Origin of the sequence: Flavobacterium sp., from assembly GCF_020217025.1 — a bacterium.
In the GTDB taxonomy this organism is placed as follows: Bacteria; Bacteroidota; Bacteroidia; order Flavobacteriales; family Flavobacteriaceae; genus Flavobacterium.
The window spans coordinates 1-10,000 of sequence record NZ_JAIWOF010000056.1 but is presented as its reverse complement, the minus strand read 5'-3'; the positions used below and the strand labels follow the sequence as shown (position 1 = coordinate 10,000).

At 31.5% G+C, this 10,000-nt stretch carries 11 protein-coding genes; 5 read left to right on the top strand and 6 right to left on the bottom strand.

The window, feature by feature from the left end:
• On the top strand, positions 1–954 hold a 954-nt coding region (mgtE, locus tag LDL23_RS02615), incomplete at its 5' end, for a magnesium transporter (RefSeq protein ID WP_291264321.1).
• Here the strand turns inward: mgtE and LDL23_RS02610 are convergent.
• Positions 938–1,621: a hypothetical protein gene (locus tag LDL23_RS02610; protein ID WP_291264320.1), complete on the bottom strand. Its 684-nt coding sequence runs from the start codon at positions 1,619–1,621 to the stop codon at positions 938–940. The genes mgtE and LDL23_RS02610 overlap by 17 nt on opposite strands.
• A gap of 98 nt (positions 1,622–1,719) precedes the next feature.
• Here LDL23_RS02610 and LDL23_RS02605 point away from each other — a divergent pair, with 98 nt between their 5' ends.
• Both LDL23_RS02605 and LDL23_RS02600 read left to right on the top strand, forming a co-directional pair.
• Positions 1,720–2,250: a hypothetical protein gene (locus tag LDL23_RS02605; protein WP_291264319.1), complete on the top strand. Its 531-nt coding sequence runs from the start codon at positions 1,720–1,722 to the stop codon at positions 2,248–2,250.
• 12 nt (positions 2,251–2,262) lie between these two features.
• A complete protein-coding gene (locus LDL23_RS02600; RefSeq protein ID WP_291264318.1) occupies positions 2,263–3,864 on the top strand; it encodes a DUF4139 domain-containing protein in 1,602 nt (533 codons plus the stop codon).
• Between the two features lie 49 nt (positions 3,865–3,913).
• Here the strand turns inward: LDL23_RS02600 and LDL23_RS02595 are convergent, their stop codons facing one another.
• The 3 genes from LDL23_RS02595 to LDL23_RS02585 form a co-directional block, all read right to left on the bottom strand.
• Entirely contained in the window at positions 3,914–4,954 is a 1,041-nt protein-coding gene (locus LDL23_RS02595; protein WP_291264317.1) for an aldo/keto reductase, read from the bottom strand.
• A gap of 102 nt (positions 4,955–5,056) precedes the next feature.
• Positions 5,057–6,022 (bottom strand): OmpA family protein, encoded by a 966-nt coding sequence (locus LDL23_RS02590; protein ID WP_291264316.1) that lies wholly within the window; start codon positions 6,020–6,022, stop codon positions 5,057–5,059.
• Between the two features lie 27 nt (positions 6,023–6,049).
• Complete coding sequence (locus LDL23_RS02585) at positions 6,050–6,811, bottom strand: exodeoxyribonuclease III (protein WP_291264315.1); 762 nt, start codon at positions 6,809–6,811, stop codon at positions 6,050–6,052.
• A gap of 195 nt (positions 6,812–7,006) precedes the next feature.
• Here LDL23_RS02585 and LDL23_RS02580 point away from each other — a divergent pair, with 195 nt between their 5' ends.
• Complete coding sequence (locus LDL23_RS02580; RefSeq protein ID WP_026725968.1) at positions 7,007–8,797, top strand: lysophospholipid acyltransferase family protein; 1,791 nt, start codon at positions 7,007–7,009, stop codon at positions 8,795–8,797.
• 32 nt (positions 8,798–8,829) lie between these two features.
• Positions 8,830–9,192, top strand: coding sequence for a DUF805 domain-containing protein (locus tag LDL23_RS02575; RefSeq protein WP_291264314.1), 363 nt, complete (start codon positions 8,830–8,832; stop codon positions 9,190–9,192).
• Between the two features lie 36 nt (positions 9,193–9,228).
• Here LDL23_RS02575 and LDL23_RS02570 read toward each other — a convergent pair whose 3' ends face one another.
• On the bottom strand, positions 9,229–9,600 hold the full coding sequence (locus LDL23_RS02570) for a DUF2752 domain-containing protein (protein ID WP_291264313.1): 372 nt from the start codon (positions 9,598–9,600) through the stop codon (positions 9,229–9,231).
• 67 nt (positions 9,601–9,667) lie between these two features.
• Positions 9,668–10,000, bottom strand: a 333-nt coding sequence (locus tag LDL23_RS02565) for a DUF4234 domain-containing protein (RefSeq protein ID WP_291264312.1), incomplete at its 5' end; no start/stop codon positions are given.

Genomic DNA, 10,000 nt, shown 5'->3' with positions numbered 1-10,000 from the left:
GATTCTGCCGGTGGTTTAATGGGAAAAGAGTTAGTGAAAGTCAACGAAAACTGGAACGTTTTAACTTGCGTAAAAGAAATGCGCGCACAAGCCGAAAATGTTTCAAGAGTGCATTCAATTTATGTGGTAGATGACGAAGAACGATTAAAAGGTCGTTTATCATTAAAAGATTTATTGACAACCTCAACAAAAACACCTATTAGTGATGTATATATCAAAAAAGTAGATTACGTAAAAGTAGACACAAAAGATGTAGAAGTTGCCCGAATTATGCAAAAATACGACTTGGAAGCCATTCCAGTTGTAGACGAATTAGGTCGTTTAGTTGGAAGAATTACGATTGATGATATTATCGATGTCATCAAAGAAGAAGCCGACAAAGATTACCAGTTAGCGGCGGGTATTTCGCAAGACGTTGAAGCCGATGATAGTATTTTAGAACTGACAAAAGCACGTTTGCCTTGGTTGGTTTTAGCCCTAATGGGAAGTTTTATTGCCGTGAAAGTTTCTCGTCAATTTGAAGGTGCTATGGAAAGTTATGGCATTCTATTTTTTTTCACACCATTAATCGCAGCGATGGCTGGAAACGTTGGAGTTCAATCTTCTGCGATTATTGTTCAAGGTTTGGCAAACAATACACTTGGAGGTACAATCTGGTTTCGATTATTTAAAGAGTTGAAGTTAAGCGTTCTAAACGGATTAATTTTAGCAACAATTCTAATGCTTGGAAGTCATTTTATAATTGGAGTTGACTATATAATTGGAGTAACTGTTTCAGTAGCTTTAATTACGGTAATAATTATTGCTTCAATGATTGGTACTTTTGTTCCTATCACTTTAAACAAATATGGAATTGATCCAGCATTAGCAACAGGTCCGTTTATTACCACAAGCAATGATATTTTTGGAATTTTAATCTATTTTACTATTGCAAAACTTATTTTAGGGTTTTAGTATAATCGCATTCTTCTGGAATTGTTAAGTATTTATCAGATAGTATCGCTTTATAGAGTTCTCGTTTAAAAGTTAATTTTCCGTTTACATCTATATAATAACTCATTTTTAATTTTCCATTAGGTAAAGTTTTATTATCATTATATAAATTATATAATAATGGCTGATATAAAAAAGGCTCGAAATCACTACTCTCTTTATCAATTATAAAATGTTCTGTTTGAATTTTTTTTCTTTTTTGATACTTTAGACTTTTTAAAGATTTAATTGAATAATGAAAATAAGTAGTATCATTAATCAAAGTGTCTTTATATTTTTCAATTGTGTAATTTTTAGAGTTGTACTTATATTGATTTGTAAACTTTAGAACTGAACCACAATCATTAGTAATTGTTTCTGCTTTATAAAAAAGGTTTATATTTACTTTCGAATTAGAAGTTATTCCTTTGTAATCAATAAAATGTATAATTGAATCTATAGAATCTTTATCTTCGTGAACATACATTTGATAAGTATTGTTTCTGGAATTTATAAAGTATAAACTTGTGCTTTTTTTTCCAGTATTTGATTCGTTTTTATACAACAATGCATAATCAAAATGATACTTTTTCTGGGCATTAACAAAACTTCCTATAAATATAATAAACAATAAAAGCAGTCGTATCATAATTCTATATTTTCTTACAATTTTACAAATTTTTTATAAGCTTCCCAACCTTTTGTATTTTATTTCACTCTATACTAGAAACACTAAAGTTTATAGAGATGGAAAAAATAATTTTAACATTCCTTTTGTTAACCTCAATAGTATCATTTTCACAAGAAGAAACTAAAGAGCGATTCTTGTTTGAAAGAAAACTCAATCAGGTTACTATAAATGATTCTATTTCGAAACACACGAAAATCATTAAAGAAATTTCGATTCCAGCAAAAATTGATTCTATATCAGCTGACTCAAAATGGGAACTTTTATATTTGTACGAAACAGGATGGCAGGAATCAATGCCAAATAATCCTTATAAAATAAATAATTTGTACATCGGAAAACGAAACAACATCGTTACTGGTAAAGATTTAAAAGACTTCTTTCAAACAATTGGTCAAAAAGAAATTCTATTTAATCAACTCCCATCTGAATTGTCTTACATGAACAGAGGAGCTCCATTAAATGGAAAATTCACAATTATTTTTCTAAAAAACAATCTCATTACTTTACAATACATTCACAGTTATCCTAATGGAAATCAATCAAGTTGGTTCAGAAAAACCAATTATTATTTAAAAAGAATAAACTAAAAACTATATCAAATGAAAAAAATATTTTCACTTTTAATCGTTCTGGTTTCTGCAATCGCATTTGCTCAAAAACCTATTTTTACTTCCGCTAAAATTAAAAGCGCAACTGTTTATAGCAATTCGGCTGAGTTATTACAATCGGCTGCTGTTACACTTCCTTCTGGAACTAGTGAAATTGTTATTAAAAATGTGGCGGATTATGTAAATGAAAACACCATTCAAATTGGAGCTCCAGCAAATGTTACCGTTTTATCAGTTCAATTTACTCGCAATTTTATTTCGGAATACGAAATTGATGAAAGTAATCCGATGATAAAAAGAGTTAGAGATAGCATTATGCTCATTGAAAAAGAAATGGGAAAAATTGCCAATGAAAAAGTTTCCTATTCCAAAACGATTGATTTATTAGATAAAAATCAAAACGTTGCTGGGCAAAACTCAGGTTTAAATGTTACCGAATTAATCAAACTAGTAGATTATTACCGTGCGAAAAGAAACGAATTGAGCAATTTAGTTGATGTGCTTTATGAAAAGGAAAACAAGTTAAAAGACAAACTATCAAAACTGAATTCTAAATTAGAATTGAATACGCAAAAACAAGAAAAAACCTCACAAGGAAAATTGGTTATACAAGTAATGACAGATACAGCAAGCTCAGTAAATCTTGATATTAATTATTTAACCAACAACGCTTCATGGTCGCCATTTTACGATTTGCGTGCCGACAATATCAATTCGCCAATCAACTTAATGTACAAAGCAAAAGTGGTACAAAACACAGGAATCGATTGGAAAAAAGTAAAACTGACACTTTCAAGCGGCAATCCAAATCAAAATAATACGGCTCCGATTTTACAAGCTTGGTTTTTACGATTTGGATATCCAAGAAATTATGGATATATAAATGATGACACTAAAATGAATGAGGTAGTTGTTACTGCTTATGGCATTAAAAAAGATAAAACAGAATCATCTCTATCAAACTACACAACAATCAACGAAAACCAATTAAATGTTTCTTTTGATATTGAAATCCCGTATGACATTTTATCGAATGGAAAAGCGCATAGTGTAGCCTTAAAAGATTTGAAATTACCTGCAACATATAAATATTATGCGGTTCCAAAAGTGGAAAAAGAAGCTTTTTTATTAGCTGAAATTAGCGAATATTCAAAATTCAATTTATTACCTGGTGAAGCGAATATTATCTTCGAAGGTATGTATGTTGGTAAAACAATGATTAACCCAAATCAAACTTCAGATACGTTGAATTTGAGTATGGGAAGAGATAAAAAAATCGCCATCAAACGTGAGAAAATCGCAGATAAATCAGGAACTAAATTCTTATCAGGTTATAAAGAACAAACGTTTACGTATGATATCACCGTAAAAAACAACAAAAAAGAAGCCATTGAAATGTTGTTAAAAGATCAATATCCAATAAGCACTGATAAAGAAATTACCATCGAATTGTTAGACAACGGAAAAGCAAAAGTAAACCCAGAAACCGGAATTCTAACTTGGGATGTTAAACTAGGCGCTGGAGAAACCAAGAAATTCAGAATTAGCTATAAAATCAAATATCCAAAGGATAAGTTTATAGATAATTTGTAAAATTTTAAACCTGACAGGCTTCATGAACTTGTCAGGTTTTTTTACTTTATTAAGGCGCCGGATTCGGAATTAACTCCTGAATTTTCTCTATTTCAGCCACAATTTCATCGGATAAAATCGTGTCAAAAGCAGCAATATTTTCTTGTAATTGTTCCATAGTCGTGGCTCCAATAATCGTTGAAGTCACAAATTTTTGACGGTTTACAAAAGCAATCGCCATTTGCGTTAACGTTAATCCGTTTGCTTCGGCTAATTCTTTGTATAGTTTGGTTGCTTTAAAACAATTTTCATTGGTATAACGAACGAAATTTGGAAACAATTTCATACGAGAATTTTCGGGATAACCGTTCAAATATTTTCCAGACAAAAATCCGAAACCTAATGGTGAATACGCTAATAATCCAACATTTTCACGCATTCCAATTTCTGACAAACCTACTTCATACAATCGATTCAACAATGAAAATGGATTTTGAATCGTGGCAATTCTAGGCAAACCGTGTTTTTCACTTTCCATTAAAAAACGCATCACACCCCAAGGATTTTCATTTGAAAGTCCAATATGTTTGATTTTTCCTTCCTTGATTAATCCGTCATAAACAGTTAATACATCAAAAATATTGTCTTGCCATTTTGGATCTAATTCCTGAACACCTCGTTTTTGAAACATGTTCATCACACGTTCTGGCCAATGCATTTGGTATAAATCGATATAGTCGGTTTGAAGATTTTTTAAACTCAATTCTACTGCTTCGTGAATGCTTTTCTTCGAAAAATCTAATGGTTGACGAATGTATTCCATTCCGCGATTTGGTCCAGCAATTTTGGTAGCTAAAACCAATTTCTCACGTTCAGATGCACCAATTTTCTTAATCCAAGTTCCGATGTGACGTTCGGTACTTCCAAAGATTTGAGCGTTACCGCCAATTGGATACATTTCAGCCGTATCGATAAAATTAATTCCTTTTTCAATGGCATAATCCAATTGCGAATGCGATTCACTTTCAGTATTTTGATTTCCAAAAGTCATCGTTCCTAAACAGATTTTACTGACTTTTAGTTCGGTATTAGGTAGTGTTGTATAGTTCATTTCAGAATTTGAAAATTTAAAGTTCAAAGTTACAAAGTTTCAACCAAAGAAAAAGGCTTGAATTTAGAACTCAAGCCTTTTTTATCAATCTTTTATGAAATGTTATAGGTCATTCAACATTTTTGAAATCTCATCTAACTTAGGTGTTAAGATGATTTCGATTCTTCTGTTTTTTGCTTTACCTTCAGCTGTTTCGTTACTCATTAAAGGAGCATACTCACCACGACCAGCAGCTGTTAAGTTTTCTTTTTTTACTTTAGCATTAGCCGATAAAATATTTACGATTGCAGTTGCGCGTTTTGTAGATAAATCCCAGTTGTTTTCCACTCCACCTCCAATAGTTCCAGTGATTTTATCATTATCCGTGTGACCTTCAATTAAAACGGAAATATCTGGATTGTCTCCTAAAACTTTACCAACTAAATCCACCGCTTTTTTACCTTCAGAACCCACTGTCCAACTTCCTGATTCGAAAAGTAATTTGTTTTCCATAGAAACATATACCTTACCATCTTTTTCTGTTACTGTTAATCCTTTCCCTTCAAATGCTTTTAAAGATTTAGATAACGTTTCTTTTAGCTTTTTCATAGCCGCATCTTTATCAGCCATCATTTTTTCTAACTCAGCTAAACGTGCTGAAGATGCTTCTAGGTCTTTTTTCAATTTATTTAAACGATCTTGTTCCGCTGCTAAAGCTTTTTGTTTAGCTTCTAACTCAGCCAACAATTGTCTGTTTTTATTAATATTGGCTTCTAAAGCATCATTGCTATCTTTTTCAAGTGCAGCGTATGAAGCTTTTAAATTATCTAAACTCTTTTTGGTTGCTGCATAATCAGCTGCTAATCTATCGCGTTCTGCCTTAGTTTTATCTAATTCCGATTGCAGTTTATTTTTATCCGCTTCTAACTGATTTTTATCGGTTTTTAAAGTGGTATTTTCATCCGATAAAGCGTTGTGTTCTTTCTTTAAATCGGCATATTTGTTTTCTAAATCTTGGTAGATTTTTTTAGAAACGCATGAAGTAGTTAAACTTAAAACTACGCAAGCAAGGGCAATTTTTCTAATCATTATTTTCTATTTTTGATTAATTGATTCTTATTTAATTTCTACTAAAACTGGGCAGTGGTCGGAATGTTTGGCTTCTGGCAAAATTAAGGCTCTTTGAATTTTATCTTTCAAAGGTTCGGCTGCCAAACAGTAATCAATCCTCCAACCTTTATTATTATTTCGGGCATTGGCTCTATAACTCCACCAACTGTAATTATGTGGTTCTTTGTTTAAATGACGAAAAGTATCGATAAAACCACTTTTCATAAAACTATCTAACCAAGCGCGCTCTTCAGGTAAAAACCCTGAAATTTTTGCATTTCTAATTGGATCATGAATATCGATAGCTTCGTGACAAATATTATAATCGCCACAAATCACAAGGTTTGGAACTTCTTTTTTCAACTCATTTACATAGTTTTGAAAGTCGTCCATGTACTTGAATTTATGATCTAATCTATCAATATTTGTGCCAGATGGAAGGTACAAACTCATTACCGATAAGCCATCAAAATCCAAACGCAGATTTCTTCCTTCAAAATCCATATGCGGAATTCCTGTTCCAAAAACTACCTTTTTTGGTTCAATTTTAGACAAAATCGCTACACCACTATACCCTTTTTTTTCCGCTGGAAAATAGTATTGATATGGATAACCTGCTGCTTCAATTTCTAATTTTGGAATTTGGTCTTCGGTTGCTTTAATTTCTTGCAAACAAATAACATCTGGATTCGCTTGTTGCAACCATTCTAAAAATCCTTTGGTTATAGCTGCTCGAATTCCGTTAACGTTGTATGATATGATTTTCATTTACTTCTCTAGCTTTTGACCAAATATAGGAAAAAGGTTTTTAAAAATAAAGTTTAGAATCTAAGGAATTCATAATTTACTAACTATCAGACTACTAAAAAATCTAACAAAATACCCTTTTTTAATACCTGATGAAAAGTGCTGAAAATTCAGCAAAATTCTTATCTTTGTTTCTTGCTCAATAAACAAAAATAAATGGGTTTAGTTACTGCTAAAGAAGTTGCAAAAGCGATAAATGCTGATAAATATGGGGTTTTCGGGACTTTCTCGGGCTGGTTGCTTATGAAAGTGCTTAAGATTTCTACGCTGAACAAAATTTATGATAGAAACAAACATTTGAGTGAATTGGAATTCTTAAATGCTATTTTAGATGAATTCCAAATCAAATTTGAAATCCCAGAAGAAGATTTAAAACGTTTACCAAAAGACGGCGCTTATATTACCATTTCTAATCATCCACTTGGCGGAATTGATGGTATTTTATTGTTGAAATTAATGCTTGAAAGAGAACCAAATTTCAAAATTATCGCCAACTTTTTATTACACCGCATCGAACCGATGAAGCCTTACATCATGCCGGTAAATCCGTTTGAAAATCATAAAGATGCTAAATCGAGTGTAGTTGGAATCAAAGAAACATTACGTCATTTAAGCGATGGAAAACCTTTAGGAATGTTTCCTGCAGGAGAAGTTTCTACTTATAAAGATGGTAAGTTAGTCGTTGATAAACCTTGGGAAGAAGGCGCAATCAAAGTTATTAGAAAAGCACAAGTTCCTGTGGTTCCCATTTATTTTCATGCTAAGAATAGTAAATTATTTTACTTCTTATCTAAAATTGACGATACACTTAGAACCGCTAAATTACCAAGTGAATTACTTACTCAAAAAGATAGAGTAATTAAAGTTCGTATTGGAAAACCTATTTCGGTAGCAGAACAAAATGAATACCAAGATATTGAAAGTTATGGGGAATTCTTGAGAAAGAAAACCTATATGCTTTCAAATGCTTTTGAGGATGAAAGTAAAATTAATTTACCAAAATTAAGTATTCCAAAACCTCCAAAACAAATTGCAAAACCAGCTAATCACGATCAAATTTTGGAAGAGATGGCTTGTTTGAAAAAAGGAGATTATCGTTTATTACAAAGTAAAAATTATGAAGTTTACTTCGTAACCGCTGATAAAATTCCAAATATCTTACACGAAATTGGTCGTTTACGCGAAATTACGTTTAGAGAAGTTGGTGAAGGAACCAACGAATCGTTAGATTTGGATCCTTACGACAAATATTATCATCACATGTTTTTATGGGATGAAGAAGCACAATGTATCGCTGGTGCTTACCGTATGGGATTAGGCTCTCATATTTATCCACAACATGGAATTGATGGTTTTTATTTGCATGAATTGTTCCGTTTTGAACCAGAATTGTATGATATGATGAGCAAATCTATCGAAATGGGTAGAGCCTTCATCATTAAAGAATACCAACAAAAACCAATGCCATTGTTCTTGTTATGGAAAGGAATTGTACACACAACTTTACATTATCCTGAACATAAATATTTAATTGGTGGTGTAAGTATTAGTAATCAGTTTTCTGAATTTTCAAAATCATTGATGATTGAGTTTATGAAGTCTCATTATTACGATCCATACATTGCACAATATGTGCATCCGAAGAAAGAATTTAAAGTTAAACTGAAAGACGCTGATAAAGATTTTGTTTTTAACGAAACAGAATCCGACTTAAATAAATTTGATAAAATTATCGATGAATTAGAACCAGGATCTTTACGTTTACCGGTTTTAATTAAAAAATACATCAAACAAAACGCGAGAGTTGTTGCTTTTAACGTGGATCCATTGTTTAATAATGCGGTTGACGGATTAATGTACATTCGAATATCGGATATTCCTGAAAGCACCATGAAACCCGTTATGGAAGAATTTCAAGCGGAATTAGAAAGAAAAGAGAAAGGCTAAAATTTATTAACCAACTATAAACTAATTTTATCATGAAGTATTACTTAAGTGTTTTGCAGAATTATGCAAACTTTGAAGGTAGAGCCAGAAGAAAAGAATATTGGATGTTTTTCTTGTTCAATCTAATTTTTAGCTATTCTTTAACTTTCTTAGACTTATTTGTCTTGAAAACAGGATTTATTAATTTATTTTATTCTTTAGCAGTTTTATTACCATCAATTGCTGTAGGCGTAAGAAGAATGCATGATGTTGGCAAAAGTGGATGGTATATTTTAATTCCAATTTACAACTTAATCTTAGCAATGACTGAAGGTGAATTAACGGTAAATGAATATGGTCCAAACCCAAAAAATCCAATAGACGAGATTAACGAAATTGGAACACCTCAAGAATAATAAGATAAAAAAGGCTTACGAATTTGTAAGCCTTTTTTATTTCCAAATACTTTGTTGCACAATGTCATTCCAAGAATTGTCTTGAACAAAAAGAATTAATCTTATAATGTGGTATCCTATTAGAAAAGCAGCTAAATAATAGGCTAATTTTCGGTTATAAAACCATTTTCTAAAGTAGGTTTTCTTTGCTTTAAGTTCAACCAAAAAAAGAATGATAATAAAAAAACAAAACCCCACAACTAATGGCCCAAAAAGATGAAAACTCAAACTTTTGAGCAAATTTCCATCATAAAAATAAACAATTGATTTTGTGATTCCGCATGACGGACAAGGAAAACCTGTTGTAGCTTTTAGTGGGCAAAAAGACTGCTCTTTATCTAACGAGTGATTAGTATTTTGAAGCCACAAAACAAAAGGTATTACAAGTGTTAAAACCGCACCTGTAATACCTAAAATTCTATTTAAAATAAATTTTTTAATTGTATAATCTGTTAATATCTCCTTGAACAATCATAGCGGCTGCAAAAGGAAAAAACAAACCTAGAATAATTAATAAAGTAGATTGATCTTTATTCAATTCTCCTGTTCTTTTGTATACATTTGGTAAACCATCTTTACCTAAAACGTAATAAAAATATAAATTTACAGGCAAACAACATCCAGAGAAAACAGCTACTGGTGTAGAAATCACTTCTCTGTTTGATACTGCGTTTATAACTTCTGCTACTTTTATATTCCAGTAGATTAGATACAATCCACAAGTTATAAAACTTAATAATAACACCATAATTGGGTCAACTTTGAATAC